The sequence below is a fragment of the Massilia oculi genome (genome assembly GCF_003143515.1).
Lineage (GTDB): Bacteria > Pseudomonadota > Gammaproteobacteria > Burkholderiales > Burkholderiaceae_D > Telluria > Telluria oculi.
Genome location: NZ_CP029343.1, coordinates 2335072 through 2353816, shown reverse-complemented (window position 1 = coordinate 2353816; position 18745 = coordinate 2335072). Strand labels below are relative to the sequence as shown.

At 66.4% G+C, this 18745-nt stretch carries 14 protein-coding genes; 9 read left to right on the top strand and 5 right to left on the bottom strand.

The window, feature by feature from the left end:
• Positions 1-53: 53 nt before the first annotated feature.
• The 4 genes from DIR46_RS10895 to mepK all read right to left on the bottom strand — a co-directional run bounded on the left by DIR46_RS10895 (position 54) and on the right by mepK (position 2493).
• The gene (locus DIR46_RS10895) at positions 54-500 is read right to left on the bottom strand and encodes an SRPBCC family protein (protein ID WP_109345245.1); all 447 of its coding nucleotides are present in this window, start codon (positions 498-500) and stop codon (positions 54-56) included.
• A 316-nt stretch (positions 501-816) separates the two neighbouring features.
• On the bottom strand, positions 817-1116 hold the full coding sequence (locus DIR46_RS10890) for a hypothetical protein (protein ID WP_109345244.1): 300 nt from the start codon (positions 1114-1116) through the stop codon (positions 817-819).
• Complete coding sequence (locus tag DIR46_RS10885; RefSeq protein WP_229446571.1) at positions 1113-1934, bottom strand: hypothetical protein; 822 nt, start codon at positions 1932-1934, stop codon at positions 1113-1115. Before DIR46_RS10885 ends, DIR46_RS10890 begins: the two co-directional genes overlap by 4 nt.
• A 4-nt stretch (positions 1935-1938) precedes the next feature.
• Positions 1939-2493, bottom strand: coding sequence for a peptidoglycan L,D-endopeptidase MepK (mepK, locus tag DIR46_RS10880; RefSeq protein WP_109345242.1), 555 nt, complete (start codon positions 2491-2493; stop codon positions 1939-1941).
• A gap of 158 nt (positions 2494-2651) precedes the next feature.
• On the opposite strand from mepK, the gene DIR46_RS10875 reads away from it, so the two are divergent.
• From DIR46_RS10875 to DIR46_RS10865, 3 genes are all read left to right on the top strand, one after another.
• The gene (locus tag DIR46_RS10875; RefSeq protein WP_229446570.1) at positions 2652-3803 is read left to right on the top strand and encodes a PQQ-dependent sugar dehydrogenase; all 1152 of its coding nucleotides are present in this window, start codon (positions 2652-2654) and stop codon (positions 3801-3803) included.
• A gap of 168 nt (positions 3804-3971) precedes the next feature.
• Positions 3972-6749, top strand: a complete 2778-nt coding sequence (locus tag DIR46_RS10870) for a M16 family metallopeptidase (RefSeq protein WP_109345240.1) — start codon at positions 3972-3974, stop codon at positions 6747-6749.
• Between the two features lie 78 nt (positions 6750-6827).
• Positions 6828-7421, top strand: a complete 594-nt coding sequence (locus DIR46_RS10865; RefSeq protein WP_109345239.1) for an isochorismatase family protein — start codon at positions 6828-6830, stop codon at positions 7419-7421.
• Between the two features lie 15 nt (positions 7422-7436).
• Here the strand turns inward: DIR46_RS10865 and DIR46_RS10860 are convergent, their stop codons facing one another.
• Entirely contained in the window at positions 7437-8423 is a 987-nt protein-coding gene (locus DIR46_RS10860) for an LLM class flavin-dependent oxidoreductase (RefSeq protein ID WP_109345238.1), read from the bottom strand.
• Positions 8424-8593: 170 nt separating this feature from the next.
• On the opposite strand from DIR46_RS10860, the gene DIR46_RS10855 reads away from it, so the two are divergent.
• The 6 genes from DIR46_RS10855 to DIR46_RS10830 all read left to right on the top strand — a co-directional run bounded on the left by DIR46_RS10855 (position 8594) and on the right by DIR46_RS10830 (position 18745).
• Positions 8594-9733, top strand: a complete 1140-nt coding sequence (locus tag DIR46_RS10855) for a serine hydrolase domain-containing protein (protein ID WP_229446569.1) — start codon at positions 8594-8596, stop codon at positions 9731-9733.
• A 186-nt stretch (positions 9734-9919) separates the two neighbouring features.
• Positions 9920-10486 (top strand): hypothetical protein, encoded by a 567-nt coding sequence (locus tag DIR46_RS10850; protein ID WP_229446568.1) that lies wholly within the window; start codon positions 9920-9922, stop codon positions 10484-10486.
• 258 nt (positions 10487-10744) lie between these two features.
• The gene (locus DIR46_RS10845) at positions 10745-12124 is read left to right on the top strand and encodes an HD-GYP domain-containing protein (protein ID WP_109345235.1); all 1380 of its coding nucleotides are present in this window, start codon (positions 10745-10747) and stop codon (positions 12122-12124) included.
• Between the two features lie 251 nt (positions 12125-12375).
• The gene (locus DIR46_RS10840; RefSeq protein WP_109345234.1) at positions 12376-15015 is read left to right on the top strand and encodes a TonB-dependent receptor; all 2640 of its coding nucleotides are present in this window, start codon (positions 12376-12378) and stop codon (positions 15013-15015) included.
• A 50-nt stretch (positions 15016-15065) separates the two neighbouring features.
• Positions 15066-17468 carry a family 20 glycosylhydrolase gene (locus DIR46_RS10835; RefSeq protein ID WP_109345233.1) on the top strand — a complete coding sequence of 801 codons (2403 nt, stop codon included), beginning with the start codon at positions 15066-15068 and terminating at the stop codon, positions 17466-17468.
• Positions 17465-18745, top strand: a complete 1281-nt coding sequence (locus tag DIR46_RS10830) for an MFS transporter (RefSeq protein WP_109345232.1) — start codon at positions 17465-17467, stop codon at positions 18743-18745. The genes DIR46_RS10835 and DIR46_RS10830 overlap by 4 nt, the downstream gene beginning before the upstream one ends.

The following is an 18745-nucleotide window of genomic DNA, read 5'->3' as shown; positions in this document are numbered from 1 at the left end:
GTTATTGTGCCAGCGAATACCGACGCTGCCGTGGCGCGGCGGCTACAAGATGGCTAGTCCCTGATTTCTGGCTCGACCAGTTTCGCCAGTTGCTCGAGCGACTCTTGCCAGCCCAGATAGCAAAGTTCGGTCGGGATCTGCGATGGAATGCCTTCCTGCTTGATATGCACTTCGACCCCGCAGAACACTTCGCGCATCACGACCGTGGTCTGCATCTGGCCGGGCAGTTGCGGATCGTCGAACTCGGCCGTGTAGCGCACGCGCTTGCCGGGCTCCAGCTCCAGGTATTCGCCGCCGAAGAACTCGTTGCGGCCGGTCGTGAGGTTGGTGAAGGACATCCGGTAGCGGCCGCCGACCCGGCCACCCATCTCGTGGACGGTGCCGAAGAAGCCATGCGGCGGCAACCATTTCGCATAGGCGCCCGGGGTGGTGAAGGCGCGGTACAGGCGGTCTGGGGTCGATTTGAAAACGCGGTGCAGCGCGACGGTATTGGTGGACATGATTGATCTCCCTATGTGGCAGTAACAGAGGACACTCCTCTGCATACTACGACGAAGCAACCGTCCCGGATTCGACACCCGCGCCAGCATGTTGATGCGCCAGACCAAAAATGGAGGGGAGCAGCGCAAACCGCGCCATTCCCAACCATTGCCCCTGCCTAATAGATGGGCAGATTCAAGTCGATGCGATGACTTCTTCGCTTCGACGCCCGGCGTGGCCGAACGCGCCAGGACAGCCCGGGTGATCTGCGGCAGGTGGTCCAGCAGTCAGGCAGCCATCGCCTTTTCCTGTTGATGAATCCGCCGCACCGGCGGTTCACCGTGTCGACGGCGCGCGCGTGCGCGTCTTGCTGACCACGCCGGCAGGGTCGATCAGCACGACGAACTCGCTGAACCGCCCACCACCGGCGGGCGACTGGTAGACCCAGGCCTCGTAGCCGCTGTCGAAGCGCACGCTTTTCGTCGGGCCGAAGGCGGCCAGCAGTTCGGCCTTCGTGGTGCGTCCCGCCACCACCGCTGCCGACAGCCGCTCGGCCGCGACGACGGAACCCGGTGGCGCCGCTTGCGTCGCGCAGCCCGCCAGCAATGCCGCACACAGGAGCAGACGCAGCTTCATGGCGCTACCTCCGCAGGCGCATCGACCATGTATTCGAACTTGACCAGCGTATCGTCGGGCCAGCTTGTATCCCATAGCGGCACATAATACGTGCGGTCGAGCAGCGCCTGGCAATCGCAGAACGGCAGCATGTCGGGCGTCTGTTCGCCGCCGGCGTACAGCATATTGAAGGGCAATGTTTCGACCCGCTCGCCTGCGCGCAGCGTGACCGCGAAGATCGGCCGTTCGGCAAAGAACAGGTAATTGCCGTCGGGGCTGGTGCACACGCCTTCGGGCGTGTTCAGCGCATCCGAGATCCAGCCGAACAGCGGCGAGCTGTTCGAGACCAGGCCGGCTTCCTTGCCGACCCGGCACTCCAGGCGCAGGTCGCCCAGGCGCCGTGTGCCGTCAGGCAAGCCGGGAGTCTCGATCCGCGCCCGCCAGGTCATGCTGGCGGTCTTTCGGCTGGCGAGCACCGCGGCGTCTTCCTGCAGGGCCTGGGCGTGACGTGGCAGGACGAAAAAATTGTTCTCGTCGATGTCGACCGGCACCGACACGGTGTCGCCGGCAATGCGCAACGTGATGCCGCGCATGTCCGTCGACGGCAGGCGCGGCAGCAGCTGGAAGCGCAGGATGGCGTTGGGCGCGAAGGCGCGTTCGCGTTCGAAGCGCTCCATGCCGCGGATCATCTTGCGATAGGACTTGTCGACCGGGTCACGGGTGGACTTGACGGTGACGGTGTTCTGGCCGGCGGCCGAGGCCGGCATGCAGAAGGAAGCGGCCATGAGCACGGCGCCCATGGCAAGCGAGGAAGCAACGCGGACGAGCCGCCGCGTCATGGCCTTACCAATACCGGACGCGGCCGGTGTCCATGTGGACGAACTGCGAGCTGGCGTAATAGCCGACGCCGCCGCCCTTGAGCGACATCGCCGCCTTCTGCAGGGTGCGCAGGTCGGTGCCCGGCAGGCGGATGTCGATCGCCTTGCCGTCCATGTGCAGGCTGCGCTTGGCGACGCCGCCGCTGCCGTGGCTGCGCAGGAAGGCGTTCGACTCCGGCGCGCGGTAGCCCGAGATGATGTGCAGTTCCTTGCTGTTGTCGAGCTTGCCATTGAGCTGGCCGAGCAGCAGCAGCAGTTGCGGATCGATGTCCGCGATCTTGTTGCTGCGGTGGTCGCGCAGCACTTTATTGATGTCTTTCAGGGCATCGGGGACGAACTCGCCTTCGGCCCAGAACGTGCTCTTCAACTTCTCGCCGGTGTGCGTGTTGTAGAAACGCAGGCAGCATTCGCCGGACAGGATACTGCTGTCAGGTGATGTATTCTTGGCAAGGGTTGGAAGGGCGAGGGAGGAAGATGCGAGGAGGAGAGAGCTCTTGAGGAAGGAGCGTCGTTGAATCATGAAGGAAGTCCTTACGCTGGTTCGCTGAACCGTCAATGATACGCCGATTGCGTCGATCGTGCAGATAAAATGATGGAAAATGCGGCGAATCGGCTACGATGTCAAGTGTTCAATGTTTTTTGAGAGGGGATGTTATGCCGAGTATTGTCAGTAAAATCTTGAGCAAAAAACTGGTTCTGGCCGCCGCGCTGGCAACGGCCGGCGCTGCCGCCGTGGCGCAAGAAGTGACGCCGGTCGACAAGCCGCCGCTCGCCAAGGGCTGGAAGCTGGAAACGGTCGCCACCGGCGCGCCGCAGCCCTGGGGCATGGCCTGGCTGCCGGATGGCCGCATGCTGGTCACCGGCAAGCAGGGTACGCTGCATGTGTTGAACGGCAAGAGCTTCCAAGAAATTCCTCTCGACGATTTGCCGAAGCTGTACGCCAGCGGCCAGGGCGGCCTGCTCGACATCGCGGTCCATCCGGCCGACAAGACCAACCCTCGCATCTACATGACGATGTCGAGCGGCACCGACGACGAGAACCGGACCGTGCTGGTGCAGGGCGTGTTCGACGGCAAGCGCGTGACCGGCATCAAGCAACTGTTCGCGGTCAACCTTGGCAAGAGCGGCGGCCAGCACTTCGGCTCGCGCATCCTGTTTCTGCCCGATAACACCCTCCTGATGAGCATTGGCGACGGCGGCAATACGCCTCAGCGCATCGGCAATATGCTGGCGCGCGACCATGCCCAGAGCCTGGCTTCGCACACGGGCAAGATCCTGCACCTGACCGACGCCGGCCAGCCGGTCGGCAAGGGGGCATTCGCCGGCAAGGACAATGCCCGCCCCGAGATCTACAGCGTTGGCCACCGCAACGTGCAGGGCCTGGCGCGCGATCCGAAGAGCGGCCGCGTCTACGCCAACGAGCACGGCTCGCGCGGCGGCGACGAGATCAACGTGATCGAGGCCGGCAACAACTACGGCTGGCCGCTGCAAAGCTATACGCTCGACTACGGCACGCGCGAACCGATCGGCATGAAGGTGGTGCCGGGCACGGTACAGCCGATCGTCGTGTGGACGCCGTCGCCGGCGCCGTCGGGCCTGGCCTTCTATACGGGCAAAGCCTTCCCACAATGGCAGGGCAGCCTGTTCAGCGGCAGCCTGGCCGGCCAGGACGTGCGCCGCGTGCAGCTCGACGCCCAGGGCAAGGTGACGGCCCAGGAACTGCTGCCGGTCGGCAAGCGCGTGCGCGACGTGCGCCAGGGGCCGGACGGCGAGCTGTACGTACTGACCGATGAAGCCAAGGGCAGCCTGCTGCGAATCGTGCCGCGCTGAGGTCCCCACACGATGCGCGCTGCATGATGTTGCGTCAAGCTTGCGTATGCATCATGTTTTCGTTTGTTGACAGCGTGAAACCTGCCTAGAATGAATGTTTGCAAGGCGCGTCCCTGAGGCGCGCCTTGTGCGTTTGGTTCCCGTCCCGACCCTTTCAGGAGGAGCAGCATGGCAGTTTCCGTTCGTCGCACCATCGGCCTGGCCGCAGCGCTGGCGCTCGCGTTTGGCACGTCTTCCCTCCAGGCCGCGCCAGGCAAGCCGGCCGCCGTGCCGGACATCCCGATTCCGGACATCAAGTACACCAAGTTCACGCTCAAGAACGGGCTGACGGTGCTGGTCCACGAAGACCGCAAGACGCCGGTGGTGGCGATCAATACCTGGTACCACGTCGGCTCCAAGAACGAGAAAGTGGGCAAGACCGGTTTCGCCCACCTGTTCGAACACCTGATGTTCAGCGGCAGCGACAACTTCAACCACACCTACCTGAACGCGATGGAGCGCATCGGCGCGACCGACCTCAACGGCACGACGAACCAGGACCGCACCAATTACTTCCAGAACGTGCCGACCTCGATGCTCGACTATGCGCTGTTCGCCGAGAGCGACCGCATGGGCCACCTGCTGGGCACGGTCGACCAGAAGAAGCTCGACATCCAGCGCGGCGTGGTGCAGAACGAGAAACGCCAGTATGAGAACCAGCCCTATGGCATCGCCTGGGAACTCCTGACCACCAATACCTACCCGGCCGGCCACCCGTATTCCTGGACCGTGATTGGCAGGATGGAAGACCTCGACGCGGCCTCGATGACCGACGTGCAGGACTGGTTCAAGCAGAACTACGGCCCGAACAACACGGTGCTGGTGCTGTCGGGCGATATCTCGCCGGAAGAAGCGCGCGAGAAGGTCGAGCGCTTCTACGGCGCGATCCCGCCCGGCCCGCCGCTGGCCAAGCATGACGCCTGGATCGCCAAGCGCAGCGGCACCCACCGTACGGTGGCGCAGGACCGCGTGCCGCAGTCGCGCATCTACCGCACCTGGAACGTGCCGGGCGCGCACACGCAAGAGGAGGCGCTGCTCGACCTGGCCGCGCGCGTGCTGGGCGGCGGCAAGACTTCGCGCCTGTATAAACGCCTGGTGTACCAGGATCAATTGGCCACCAGTGCGACCGCAAGCGACAGCTCGTCCGAGATCGGCGGCCAGTTCAGCATGACCCTGACCGCGCGTCCGGGCGGCGACGTGGCGAAGATGGAGAAGATCGCCGACGAAGAATTGCGCGCGTTGATGAAGAGCGGCCCCACGGAGGCGGAACTGCGCCTGGCCAAGACCGCGACCCTGGCCCAGTACACGCGCATGATCGAGCGCGTCGGCGGCTTCGGCGGCAAGAGCGACCTGCTGGCTTCGTGCGAGACCTATACCGGCAATCCGGACTGCTACAAAGTCTACCTGCAGCGCATCAAGGACGCCACGCCGGCCATGGTGAAGAAGGCGATGAACGACTGGCTCAGCGACGGCGACTTCGTGCTGCAGATCGACCCGTTCCCGACCGGCCTGGCCGCCACGCAAACCGGCCTGGACCGCAGCAAGGCGCCGGACACCGGCAAGGCGATGTCGCTCAAGCTGCCGCCGATGCAGCGCATGACCTTGTCGAACGGCCTGAAGGTGGTGCTGGCCGAGCGCCATGAAGCGCCGATCGTCAACCTGCAGATGCTGGTCGACAGCGGCTACGCGTCCGATAGCGCCGACATGCCGGGCGTGGCCAGCCTGGCCCTGCGCATGCTCGAAGAAGGCACGAGCAGCCGCAAGTCGCTGCAGATCGGCGAAGAGCTGGAAAGCCTGGGCGCGAGCTTCGGCGCCGGCACCAACCTCGACGGCGCCTTCGTCTCCATGAACGCGCTCAAGGCCACCTTGCCGCAGGCACTGAACCTGTATGCGGACCTGGTGCTCAACCCCGCCTTCCCGCAGAACGAGTTCGCGCGCCTGCAGCAGGACCGCCTGGCCGCGATCGCGCGCGAGAAGTCGGATCCGCAATCGATCGCGATGCGCCTCGCGCCGGCGCTGCTGTACGGACAGGACCACGTGTACGCGAAGCCGGGCACCGGCACCGGCACCGAGGACGCCGTCAAGCGCATGACCCGCGCCGACCTGGTGCGCTACCACGCCACCTGGTTCAAGCCGAACAACGCCACACTGCTGGTGGTGGGCGATACCACGCTGGCCGAGATCAAGCCGATGCTCGAGAAGGCCTTCGCTGGTTGGCGTGCGGGCGAGGTGCCCAGGAAGGTGATTGCCGAAGTGGCGCCGCGCGCCGCGCCCGTGGTCTACCTGGTCGACCGTCCCGGCGCGCTGCAGAGCGTGATCCTGGGCGGGCAGCTGGCGCCGCCGCGCAACAGCCCCGAGGCGCTGCCGCTCGAGATCGTCAACGACGTGTTCGGCGGTACCTTCAGCTCGCGCATCAACATGAACCTGCGCGAGGACAAGCACTGGTCGTACGGCGTGCGCAGCCAGGTGTCGCCGGCGATCGGCCAGCGCCAGTTCGTGAGCATCTCGCCGGTACAGACCGACAAGACCGGCGACGCGCTGAAGGAACTGGTGGGCGAGTACCGCAACATCGCCGGCGCCAGGCCGATCGCGAACGAGGAACTCAAGTTCGCGCAGGACAATAAAACCCTGCGCCTGCCGGGCAGCTTCGAAACCGCGGGCCAGCTCGCCGGCGCCTACTCCACGATCCTGCAGTACGGTCTGCCCGAGGACTACTTCAACACCTATACCGAAAAGGCGCTGGCGCTGACGCCGCAGCAGGCCAATGCCCTGGCCGCGCGCAGCTTCGTGGCCGACCGGCTGGTGTGGGTGGTGGTGGGCGACATGGCCAAGGTCGAGAAGGACATCCGCGCCCTGAACCTGGGCGAGGTGCGCCGCATCGACGTGGACGGCAAGCCCTTGCCTTAAGCGTCGTCATCGAAGCATGCCCGGCCTGTGCGCCGGGCATGCCGGGTTTCGGGGACACTATGGGCAGGAGGAATGCTCATGGACCAACAACTCATCCTGGACCCGGCGCATACCGCGCTGGTCCTGATCGATCTTCAGAACAGCAACGTCAAGCACGAGCTCGCGCCGCACAGTGCGGAAAACGTGGTCGGCAACTGCGTGCTGCTGGCGCAGGAGATGCGCGAACGCGGCGGCCTGGTCATCTACGTGCACGTGCTGCTGAACGAATTGCCGCAAGTGCCGGCCGACGCTCCGCTGCGTCCGCAGGGCGCACCGGCGGCGCCGCCGGATGCGTCGTGGCTGGCGCCGGAAGCCGGCGTCGAGGCGCAAGACCTCGTCATCGTCAAGCGCCAGTGGGGCGCCTTCTATGGCACCGAACTCGAGCAGCAGCTGCGGCGGCGCGGCATCGACACGCTGGTCATGGGCGGCATCGCCACCAATTTCGGCGTCGAATCGACGGCGCGCGCGGCCTACGATTTCGGCTTCAAGCTGGTGTTTGCCGAGGATGCGATGAGCAGTTTCGATGCGGACGCCCACCTTTTCGCGTGCGACAACATCTTCCCGAAAATGGGACGGGTGCGCTCGACGCGCACGCTGATCGACGTGTTGCAGGCAGGGACCGGCGCCGCGTGACGCCGGCCGATGGGATCAACCCGCGCGCTGGATGTCCGCCGTGATCTCGTAGGCGCGCAGGCGCGCCGCGTGGTCGTAGATCTGCGAGGTGATCATCAGCTCGTCGGGCTTGGTCTTCTCGATGAAGGCGCGCAGCTGGTGGGCCACCGTCACGCGCGAGCCGATTGCCGAGCACGACAGCACGCTGTCGAGCATCATGCGTTCCGGCAGGTCGAGCGCTTCCAGGTAGCCGCTCACCGGCGGCTTGAGCTTGGACGGGCGGCCGGTGCGCAGGTTCACGAAGGCTTGCTGCATCGACGTCGCCAGGAAGTGCGCCTCTTCGTCGGTGTCCGCGGCGAACACATTAAAGCCCAGCATGATGTAGGGCTTGTCGAGCTGTTCCGACGGGCGGAAGTTGCTGCGGTACATATCGATCGCCTGCATCATCATCTGCGGCGCGAAGTGCGAGGCGAAGGCATACGGCAGGCCGAGGTGGGCCGCCAGCTGGGCGCCGAACAGGCTGGAGCCGAGGATCCACACCGGCACGTTCAGGCCAGCGCCGGGCACGGCCTGCACCGGGCGGCGGGTGGAGCCGGCGAAATAATCCATCAGCTCCACGACGTCTTGCGGGAATTCGTCGGCATCCGACGCCAGGTTGCGGCGCAGGGCGCGCGCCGTGGTGTGGTCCGAGCCGGGCGCGCGGCCCAGGCCGAGGTCGATCCGGCCCGGATGCAGCGCCTCGAGCGTGCCGAATTGTTCGGCGATCACCAGCGGCGAATGGTTCGGCAGCATGATGCCGCCGGCGCCCACGCGGATGCGCGAGGTGCCGGCCGCCACGTGGCCGATCAGCACCGCGGTGGCGGCGCTGGCGATGCCCGGCATGCCGTGGTGTTCGGCCAGCCAGAAGCGGTTGTAACCCCAGCGCTCGCCATGTTGTGCGAGGTCGAGCGAGCGCTGGAACGAGGTGGCCGCATCGCTGCCTTCAGCGATCGGCGAGAGGTCGAGTATCGAGAAAGGAATCATGGATTCATGATACGCCGATGCGAAAAATCGCGTGCGCGGCCACCCAAAAACGCCGGGTCCGCCGCTTGGGTTAGTATTTCTCCATGATGCCAAAACACTTTTTTCGCCTGCGTTCCGCCACCTTCGCTGCCGTTATGCTGCTCGTCGGCTGTGTCCACCAGCCGATTGCCATGACCGCCGCCCCCCAATTCAATCCTGAACCCGTGGCCGCGGTCGACCACGCCGTCGAGGCCGCGATTGCCGACCGCAGGCTGCCTGGCGCGGTGTACCACCTCGAACGCGGCGGCGCCATTTATGAACGCGGCTACGGCCGGCTCAGCTATGACGAGGACGCTGCCGCCGTTGCACGGGACACCGTGTTCGACGTCGCCTCGCTGAGCAAGGTGCTGGTGACGGCGCCTGCCGTGCTGATGCTGGCAGAGGAGGGCAAGATCGACCTCGAGGCGCCCCTCGTCCGGTATTTCGCGGAATGCGGCGGTGACGGCAAGGAAGCGATCACGATCCGGCACCTGCTGACGCATGTGTCGGGCCTGAAATCGGGCCTGCCGGCGAAACCGGCGTGGCAGGGCCAGACGGCGGCGTTGTCACTGGCCTGCGGGCAATCGGTGACCCATCCGCCGGGCAGTTTCTTCCGCTACTCGGACATCAATTACATCCTGCTGGGCCTGCTGGTCGAGCGCACGGCGGGCATGCCGCTCGACCGCTTCGCCCAGGAGCGCATCTTCGCTCCGCTGGGCATGCGCCATACCGGCTACCGCCCCCTGGAACGCATGCCGGCGGCGGTGATCGCGCCGACCCAGCGCGGGGCCAGCGAGGCGGCGCAGTTGCCGACGGCCCACGGCGACCTGGCGCCGGGTGCGCCGCTACAGGGCGTGGTGCACGATCCGACCGTGCGCCGCATGGGTGGCGTGGCTGGTTCGGCCGGCGTGTTCTCGACCGTGGGCGACGTCGCCCGCTTCGGTCGCATGCTGCTGGGCAATGGAAAACTGGACGGCGTGCGGATACTGAAGCCGGAAAGCGTGCGCCTGCTGACGACGGTGCAATCTCCGTCCGGCATCGTCGCGTTGCGGGGCATGGGCATGGACATCGACTCGCCGTATGCCAAGCGTCCACGCGGCGATAGGTATCCGATCGGCAGCTATGGCCATACCGGGTTCACCGGCTGCATCCTGTGGGTCGATCCGCAGTCGCAAAGCTTTTATGTCTTCCTGTCGAACCGGGTCTATCCGGACGACCGCAGCGTGGTGCTGCCCCTGTATGCACAGCTCGGCACGCTCTCGGCGCAGGCGGCATTGGAAGCTCAGCAATAAATGAAAGATGGGCGCAAGATCGATGAAATTAAAAGACGATGATGTATTTCCGGGTGGCTACCGTGCGCTCCCATCCGTAGCATGCCCGTAAGCTGGACTCCTCACCCGACGCGACACGCCAACCCTGGCATGGGCGCCGGGCACTGCCCCCGACATATAGTCGTTATTGAGGAGAACATTATGAAAATGAATACGCTACTCAAAGGAATGCTCGGCGCTTCGGTCGCCGCCGCCATGTTCGGCGCCACTGCGGTCCATGCCCAGACCAGCACCACCGGCACCACCACCGGCACCTCGACGACCGGCCAAGTCGGCACCGTCCAGACCGACCCCATGCGTGACCGTACCGGCACCATGAGCGACCAGACCAGCGGCAGCTCGTCGACCAGCGCGACCGGCAGCATGCAGAGCACCGATCCGCAAACCCAGCGTGAACGCGATCGCCGCAGCAAAACCGGGACCAGCAGCGGCACCTCGGGCATGACGGGTACTACCGGGACCACGGGTACGACTGGTACGACTGGCGCCACGGGTACGACCGGCACCACCGGCACGACCAGCGGTTCGAGCGGTTCGATGGGCACTGGTTCGAGCGGTTCGATGGGCACCGGCACCAGCGGTTCTACCGGCACCATGGATGACACCGGCCGTACCGGCACCTCGACCGGCACCACCGGTACGACCGGCGCCACCGGTACGACCGGCGCCACTGGCGCCACTGGCACCACCGGCACCACCGGCCGCGGCTACTGATCCAGCCCTGGCGCTTCATGCAGTAACGGCGGCGTCCCCGGCCGCCATCCCGAACACCGGCTCGCGCCGGTGTTCGCGTTTACGCGTCCGACCTGCCAAGGCATGCCGCGCCGCGCGCCGCCGCGCAGCCAGTCGCCGTAGCGAAGCGGGCAGCACGATGTGGCGTGGTTGCCGCATCACTGGGGATTTCTAATGGTGGGCGTACGCATCGCGTCTTTTATGGCTTAGTATCCACTCTTATTGCATACCAGAATTAAAATGAAGCCGCTCGCCGCGCCGTCGGAAACCTTGATGCCAAGCGCCATGAAACTCTCCGAACTGATCGGGGCGCTGAGCTACGCGCTCGACATCACCGAGGGCCAGCCGGCGGGACATTGCGTGCGTTGTTGCTGGATTGGCATGCACGTCGGCCGCGCCGCCGGCCTCTCCGAACAACAGTTGTGGGAGCTGTACTACGCGCTGCTGCTGAAGGATCTCGGCTGCAGCAGCAACGCGGCCCGCATCTGCGAGCTGTATCTCACCGACGACCTGGACTTCAAGCGCGATTTCAAGACCGTGGGCGACAGCCTGCCGCAGGTGCTGGGCTTCGTGCTCAAGCACACGGGGCTGAAGGCCGGGCTGGCGGAACGCTTTCGCAGCGTGATGACGATCCTGCGTGACGGGCCCGAGATCGCGCAGGGCCTGATCGCCACGCGTTGCCAGCGCGGCGCCGACATCGCGCGCCTGCTGCGCTTTCCCGAAGGCGTGGCGCAAGGCATCTATTCGCTCGACGAACATTTCAACGGCAAGGGCAAGCCGGCCCAGCTCGCTGGCGAAGCCATCCCGGTCATTGCGCGCATCGCCCTGCTGGCCCAGGTGATCGACGTGTTCCATACCGCCGGCGGGCGCACGGCGGCGCTGCGCGAAGCCGGCGCGCGGGCCGGCACCTGGTTCGATCCGGACCTGGTGGCCGCATTCGAAGCCTGTGCGCAAGACGATGCGTTCTGGCAAATCCTGGCCAGCCCCGGGATCGACCGCGCCATCCAGGCACTGGAGCCGGCCGGCCACGAGGTTGTGCTCGACGAGGACTACCTGGACGATATCGCCGCCGCCTTCGGCCAGGTGGTCGATGCCAAGAGTCCTTATACCAGCGGCCACAGCACCAGGGTGGCGCTGTACACCGACTTGATCGGGGAAGCGCTCGGGCTGTCGCCGCAGCGCCGCCGCTGGCTCAAGCGCGGTGCACTGCTGCACGACGTCGGCAAGCTCGGCGTCAGCAACAGCGTGCTCGACAAGGCGGGTTCGCTCGACCGCACCGAGTGGGACGCGGTGCGCCAACATGCCGAATTCACCGAGACCATCCTCGGCCGCATCGCGGCGTTCTCCGAGCTGGCCGCGATCGCCGGCGCCCACCATGAGCGGCTCGATGGCGGCGGCTATCCGCGCGGCCTGGCGGCCGATGAGATTCGTCTGGAAACCCGCATCATCACCACCGCGGACATCTTCGACGCCATCACCGCCGAGCGTCCCTATCGCGGCGCCATCCCGATTCCCCAGGCGCTGGAGATGATGGAAAAGACGGTCGGGACCGCGCTCGACCCGGCCTGCTTCGACGCGCTCAAGCGCGCCATGGCCAAGGCGCCGTTTTCCCCGGCCTGATCTTCCTTCGCGCCATATTTCCTTCGTGCTTGCCCGCCTGCCTGGCCGGGCAGGCAGGGGTGTGCGCGCCTCCAGCTTGCCACGTGCAGATGTCATCCCGATGAAAAATTGCAGATTGGATAGCAAGATTTGACAAACATGGCGTCCACGATGCCTCCAGAATGCGATGCATAAACAGAGACGCCCGAACGTCCGGGAACATCGCGACCGCAAGGGTGTGTAGAACGACCAACCTGGTTTTGGAGAGGCACATGAACGATTTTGTGGCACGGCAGTATCAGCGCACCGCGATCGCGGCGGCGGTGGCGGGGGTGGCGATGTCGATGGGACAGGCGCAGGCGCAAGAGGCGCCCATCGCCGGACCGCAGACGGTGGTGGTGACCGGCGTGCGCGCCGCCCTCGAGCAGTCGCTGCGCCAGAAGCGCAACGCCGACGCCGTGGTCGAGGTCGTGACCGCCGAGGACATCGGCAAGATGCCCGACAAAAACGTGGCCGACGCCATCCAGCGCCTGCCGGGCGTGAACACGCAATCGTCCGCCGGCGGCGAGGGCGGCTTCGGCGAGAACGACCGCGTCAGCCTGCGCGGCACCAGCCCCAGCCTGCAGCAGACGCTGTTCAACGGCCACGCGATCAGCACCGGCGACTGGTTCGTGCTGAACCAGATCGGCGGCAACGTCGGCCGCTCCAGCAGTTTCTCGCTGCTGCCATCCGAGCTGGTGGGCTCGATCGTGGTCCAGAAAAGCCCCACCGCCGACCTGGTCGAAGGCGGTGTCTCGGGCGCCATCAACGTCATCACGCGCCGTCCGCTCGACTTCAAGCAGCAGCTGACGGTCGAGGGTTCGGTGCAGGCCAACTACAACGACCTGTCGGGCAAGACCGAGCCGCACCTGTCGGGCCTGGTGAGCTGGAAGAACGCCAGCAATACCGCCGGCATCCTGATCCAGGGCTTCTCCGAAAAAGCCAGCGTGCGCCGCGACGGCCAGGAAATCCTGGGCTATACCCCGATCAGCGCGACCAGCGCCGCCGCCATCGCCAACCCCGCGCTGGCTGGCGTCGTGGTGCCGACCTTCATCGGCGCCGCCCTGTTCGAGCAGACCAAGAAACGCGAAGGCGGCGCCTTCGACATCGAGGTGCGTCCGAACCGCGACCTCACCCTGGACCTGAACGGCTTCTATTCGAAACTGGAAGCGCCGCACCAGAACACCAACTCGCTGGCGGCGCCGGCCAACTCGATCAACAGCCTGGGCCTCATCCCGATCAATCCGGTGGTGCGCAACGGCACCCTGGTGGGGGCCGAATTCACCCGCAATGCGGGCGAGGTCGACAATATCTACCGTCCGGATGCGGGCGGCGAATCGTGGTATCTCGACTTCAACGGCAAATGGCGCGTCAGCGAGCGCTTCAGCCTGTCGGGCAAGGTCGGCAAGACCCACGGGGTGGGCTGGGACCGCGACGACGTCTACTACCAGAACAACGTCGATGGCGGCATGGCCTACGCCCTGAACGGGCTGTCGCCGGCTTCGGTCAGCTACCCTGGCGGCAACACCGCCGTGCCCGGCTCGACCGCCTGGGCCGGCGGCGGCGAATCGCAGTCGGTGGACAAGGAAGAATACGCCCAGCTCGACGGCGAGCTGCGCCTGGACAATCCGACCTTCCAGTCGCTGCGCTTCGGCGCGCGCTGGACCGACCACCAGCGCACCGCCGAGCATCCGCTCGAAACACGTCCCGGCCCGGTGGGCTTCACCAATCCGCAGCCGGCCTGGAGCGGGCAGATGTACCCGAGCGACTTCGGCAGCGATATCGGCGGCTACAGCGGCATCCCTCACTTCAAGTATGACGGCGCGGCGCTCGGCGCCTGGGGCGCGATCCCCGGCAATCGCCTGCTCGACTACGTGCTGCGCCATAACTGGATGAACGAATTCGAGGTGGCCGAGAAGACGACGGCGCTGTACGGCATGGTCGACTTCGGCGGCGATGGCTGGAGCGGCAATATCGGCCTGCGCGCGATCGAGACGCGCCAGCGCACGATCGTCAACCTGCCGGGCGGTCCGACGCCGATCCTTGGGTCGGCCTTCGGTCCCTACACCCCGACCACCTTCGAGCGCACCTACCGCGATTACCTGCCGAGCGCCAACCTGAAGTACAACGTGTCGCCCGACCTGACCCTGCGCACCGCGCTGGCCAAGACCATCGCGCGGCCCGACTACAGCGCGCTGGGCGGCTCGGTCTCGCTCAACGACGACGCGCTCAGCGGCAGCGGCGGCAACGTGAATCTCGATCCGGTGCGCTCGACCAATTTCGACATCGGCGCCGAGTGGTACTACGCGCCGAAGGCGCTGCTGTCGGCCGGCCTGTTCTACATGGACCTGCGCTCGATCGTGGCCCAGGGCACGGCCACCGGCAGCTATTACAACAACAAGCGCGAAACCTTCACCGACTACCTGATCACGTCGCCCTACAACACCAGCGGCCGCAACCGCGGCGTGGAGCTGAGCTGGCAGCAGCCGTTCCTGGACAACTTCGGCATGCTGGTCAACTACACCTATGCCGACGGTGAACTCGACGATGGCGGCGAGCTGCTCAACTCGTCGAAGAACACCTATAACGTGACCGGCTACTTCGAGAACGAACGCTTCTCGGCGCGCCTGGCCTACAACTGGCGCTCGAAGTACAAGGCGGGGGTGGACCGCGGCGCCAGCCAGCACGTGGACGACATGCCGTCGCTGGCGGCCTCGGTCAACGTCAAGCTGACGGACAAGCTGACGCTGACCTTCGATGCGCTGAACCTCACCAACGAGACCATCAAGATGTACGCCGAAAACGAGGACCGGCCGCGCGCCTTCTACTCGAACGGCCGCACCTTCTACCTCGGCCTGCGCGGCAAGCTGTAAGTCACCAAGGGGAGGCGCCGCATGCGCCTCCCCAACCTGGAATACATCCCATGACGTACCGACCAGACGGCGGCCCGGCGATCGCGATCGCCTGGGAATGCCTCTCCAACTTCACGCGCGACGACGCGTTCACCGCGCGTCTCACGCTGCGCAACGACGGTCCCGAGGCGATTGCGCCCGGCTGGACCCTGTGCTTCAACACCTGCCGCAAGATCCTGCCCGAGACCGTCAGCGCCGGCTTCCAGGCCGCGCACCTGAACGGAGATCTGTTCAGCCTGCGCATGCCGTGCGGCGACGCCTGGCTGCCGGGACAAACGCACACGATCGTCTACGAATCGCTGCACTGGGCGATCAGCATCACCGATGCGCCTTTGGGCTTCTATCTGCTGGATGCGGCGGGGAGGGCGTTCGACCTGGGCGACCCGGAGATCGCGCCTTTCGTTCTGCCCGAGCAGCGCCACCGCATGCGCGGCGACCTGCTGCCGACGGCCGATGCCAAGTGGCGGCATGCGCAGAATGCGCGCCTGTCGCTGTTGAGCGAGGACCAGGTCGGCCGCATCACGCCGCGTCCGCGCATGGCGTGCTTCGATGCGCGCAGCTGTGTGCTCCAACGCTCGACCCCTATCCACAGCGGCGCCGACCTCGACAACGAGTCGGCATTCCTGCGCGCGCTCCTGGCCACGCTGCCCGAGGCAGGAGGCGGCGCGCGCGTCCTGCTGGAGACCGATCCCGCCATGGCGCCCGAAGCCTACGACCTGGAGATCGCGCCGGAGCGCGTGCTGGTGCGTGGCGCCGACGCGCACGGCGTGTTCAACGGGCTGCAAAGCCTGGCCCAGCTCCTGGCGCAAGACGGCACGCTGCCATGCGGGAAGGTCCTGGATGCGCCGCGCTTCGCCTACCGCGGCATGATGCTCGACGTGGCGCGCCACTTTTCCAGCGTCGACACGGTGCTGCGCCTGCTCGACTGCATGGCGAGCTATAAACTCAATCGCTTCCACTTCCACCTGACCGACGACGAGGGCTGGCGCCTGGCGATCGCCGCGCTGCCCGAGCTGACCGAGGTCGGCGCCCGGCGCGGCGTTCCCGCGCCGGGCGAACCGCCCTGCCTGCCGCCGTCGTTCGGGTCCGGCGCCGACACGCATTCGTCCGCCGGCAGCGGCTTCTATACCGCCGACGAATTCGTGGCCATCCTGCGCCACGCGCAGCGCCTGCACATCGAGGTGATCCCCGAATTCAATATGCCGGGCCACGCGCGCGCGGCGGTCGAGGCGATGCGGGTGCGCCATGCGTGCCTGATCGCGGCGGGCGATGTCGCCGGCGCCGAAGAATACCTGCTCAGCGATCCGGTCGACGCATCAAGCTACGAGTCGGTGCAGCTCTGGCACGACAACGTGATGTGCATCGCGCTGCCCTCGGTCGACCGCTTCATCGACACCGTGGTCGCCGAAGTCGCAACGCTGTACCGGCAAGCCGGCGCGCCCTTGCGCGTGCTGCACACCGGCGGCGACGAGGTGCCGGTCGGCGCCTGGCTCGGCTCACCGGCCTGCCAGGCGCGCATGCGCGAACACGGCTGGCTGGAAGCGCGCCAGTTGCGCGACGACTTCCAGGCGCGCTGCCGCGCGATCCTGGCGCGCCACGGCATCGCCTTCAGCGGCTGGGAAGAGACCGCGCTGGCCTCGAACGGCGCTGGGCAGGCAGAAGACGTCTATGTCTGGAACAACGGCTGGGGGTCGGGCCAGGAAGACTGCGCCAACCGCCTGGCCAATGCCGGCCATGTGGTGGTGCTGTCCAGCGCCGCCAGCCTGTACTTCGATTTCGCCTACGCCAAGCATCCGCAGGAACCGGGCTATTACTGGGCCGGCTTCGTCGATACGCGCGAGCCGTTCGGCATGGTTCCCCTCGATGCGCCGCTGCTGCCTCAGCATGACGCAATGGGCCGTGCGCCCGCGCCGGAACGGTTGGCGGCCCTGGCGCCGCTCGACCCGGCCGGCCGCGGGCGCATCAAGGGCTTGCAGGGGCAGCTGTGGGGAGAAAATGCGCGTTCGCGCGAGCGGGTCGAGTACCTGGCGCTGCCGCGCCTGATCGGCCTGGCCGAGCGGGCCTGGAGCGCGGATCCGGGCTGGAAGCATCCCGATGAACTGGCCGCCGACTGGAACGAGTTCGCCAACCGTCTCGGCCAGCGCGAGCTGCCGCGCCTGGACCGCCAGCCTCAGCCCTGGGCCTACCGCCTGCCGCCGCCCGGCGCGGTGGTCAAGGAGGGGCGGCTGCATGCGAATATCGCCCTGCCGGGCCTGGCCGTGCATTACACTCTGGATGGCAGCGATCCCGGCGCCCACAGCCCGCGCTACACGGCGCAGGTAGCGCTGGCCGGCACCCGCATCGTGAAGCTGGCCAGCGTCGACACCCGTGGACGCGCCAGCCGCATCGTCACCCTGAACCTGGAATTGCCATGACCGCGATGAACGACGCTCCTGTCGCCAAGATCGAACGCCGCCATCCGCTGTCCTGGGTACCGACCCTGTACCTGGCCCAGGGCCTGCCGTTCTATGCGGTGGCGCTGGTGGCGGGCCAGATGCTCAAGAGCATGGGCGTGCCGAACGACCAGATCGCGCGCTGGACCGGTTTATTGGGCCTGGCCTGGGCCTTCAAGGCGCTGTGGAGTCCGTTCATGGAGCTCGCCCCCAGCCGGCGCCTGGCGGTGGTCGCCTGCCAGCTGATCGGCGGCGCCTGCCTGGCGCTGGTGGCGCTGGCGCTGCAGCTGCCGATGTGGTTTGTCCTGTCCATCGCACTGCTGGCGATCGTCTCGCTGGCCTCCAGCACCCACGACATCGTGGCCGACGGCATCTATATCGCCAGCCTCGATGCGCGCGAGCAGGCCGCGTATGCCGGCTGGCAGGGCGCCTTCTTCAATGCGGCCAAGTTCATCTCGCTCGGTGGACTGCTGATCCTGGCCGGGGCGCTGGAACAGCGCTTCGGCATCGAGGCCGCCTGGACCACGGTGTTCCTGTTGCTGGGCGGGCTGATGGCGCTGCTTGGGCTGTACCACGTGCGCGCGCTGCCGGCCACGCCGAAGGTGGGGGGCGCGGCGCGGAATCTCGGCGCCATCAGGGATACGCTGGTAGACGTGATCAAGACCTTCTTCGCCAAGCCGGGGATTCTGGCGGCGATCCTCTTCATCATCCTGTTCCGCGCCGGCGAAGGGCAGATCCAGTCGATCGGCCCGCTGTTCCTGCGCGATGCGCGCGAGGTCGGCGGCCTCGGGCTCACCACCGCCGAAGTGGGCTGGGCCTACGGCACGGTCGGCACCGCCGCCTTCCTGGTGGGCAGCATCGCCGGCGGCTATTTCACGGCCTGGCTGAGCCTCAAGCGCGCGCTGCCGATCCTGATCCTGGCGATGAACCTGCCCAACGCCGCCTTCTGGTACCTGAGCCATGCCCAGCCCGAATCGATGGCGCTGATCGTCGGCCTGCTGGGCATCGAGATGTTCGGCTACGGCTTCGGCTTTGTCGGCGTGATCCTGTTCATCATGCAGGTGGTGGCCAGCGGCCGCTACCAGGCGGCCCACTACGCGCTGGGCACCGGCTTCATGCAGCTGGGCTTCGTGCTGTTCCGCACGATCAGCGGCGACATCCAGCAGGCGCTGGGTTACCGCGACTTCTTCCTGTGGGTGCTGCTGGCCAGCGTGCCGGTGCTGGTGCTGAGCCGCTTCATGCGGATCGCGCCGGAATAG